This is a genomic window from Chachezhania antarctica (assembly GCF_003646465.1).
Taxonomy (GTDB): domain Bacteria; phylum Pseudomonadota; class Alphaproteobacteria; order Rhodobacterales; family Rhodobacteraceae; genus Chachezhania; species Chachezhania antarctica.
On sequence record NZ_QZEX01000038.1, the window covers coordinates 382 to 1,510 of the forward strand.

The 1,129-nt window shown below is 68.1% G+C and carries 1 protein-coding gene and 1 pseudogene; both read left to right on the forward strand.

Annotated elements, in window-relative coordinates; genetic code table 11:
* Positions 1-787 (forward strand): terminase TerL endonuclease subunit (locus tag D4754_RS23720; protein ID WP_338031168.1); only part of this gene is annotated, 787 nt, incomplete at its 5' end.
* A pseudogene (locus D4754_RS23725) lies at positions 787-1,129 on the forward strand (phage portal protein); the annotation flags it as partial. The gene D4754_RS23720 and the pseudogene D4754_RS23725, both read left to right, overlap by 1 nt.

Here is a 1,129-nt window from a genome sequence, read left to right on the forward strand (position 1 = left end):
TGAGCTTGCGCGGTGGGCGTCGCAGCATCTGAATATCCAGATCGGGCTTGGCCACCACAAGGGTGGCTGGATCGGCGCGAGCCATTGGATCGAGGCGGTCGAGCCGACGCTCGATCTCGAGGCGCTGCTCGCCCGCTCGGAAGTCTGCACGATCGGGATCGACGGTGGCGGGATGGATGACCTTCTCGGCCTCGCGATCCTGGGCCGGGACCGGGTGACGAAGCGCTGGCTTCTGTGGTGCTCGGCCTGGGTGCACGAGGTCGCGCTCACGCGGCGCAAGGCGATCGCGGAAAAGCTGCGGGATCTCGAGCGCGAGGATGCGCTCACGATCTGCAAGACGCCGACGCAGGATCTCGAGGAGCTGATCGCCCTGGTCAAGCGGGTGCATGATGCGGGGCTCCTGCCGGAACGGGGCGGGGTCGGGCTCGATCCCGAGGGCGTGGCGGCGATCGTGGACGGGCTCGAGCTGGCCGGGATCCCGTCCGACGCGCTCGCCAGCGTGTCGCAGGGCTACAAGCTGAACGGGGCGATCAAGGGAACCGAGCGGAAGCTCTTCGACGGCTCCCTGGTGCATGGGGGGCAGCCGCTCATGGCGTGGTGCGTCGGCAATGCGAAAACGGAACCGAGGGGAAATGCGGTGATTGTGACCAAGGCGGTTTCTGGCGCGGGCAAGATCGATCCGCTCATGGCCACGTTCAACGCGGTCTACCTGATGAGCCTCAACCCGGCGGCGGCGAAGCGCAAGAGCCTGGCGGGAATGCTGGCCAGGCCCGTGATGGTGGTCTGATGGTGCTGCGGTTCATGAAAGCGGCCTTGCGCGGCGTCCGGGCGGAGCTTGCCGCTGGCGAAAGCGGGTGGGTCAGCGTCTCGCCCGGCCTGGCCTGGGGCGGGAGGGGCTATTCCAGCCACGCTGGGAAGACGGTGTCGCCGACGTCGGCGCTCGGGCTCTCCGCGGCCTGGGCGTGCGTCAAGGGCAACTCGGAACTGATCGGCTCGCTGCCGGTGGCCTTCTACGAAAAGCAAGCCAATGGCTCGCGCGCGCGGATCGAGCCGGATCTTGCCGAGGTTCTGACGGCGAGCCCGAACAGCGGTCAGACCGCGATGGAACACTGGGAATCCGCGGCCGCGC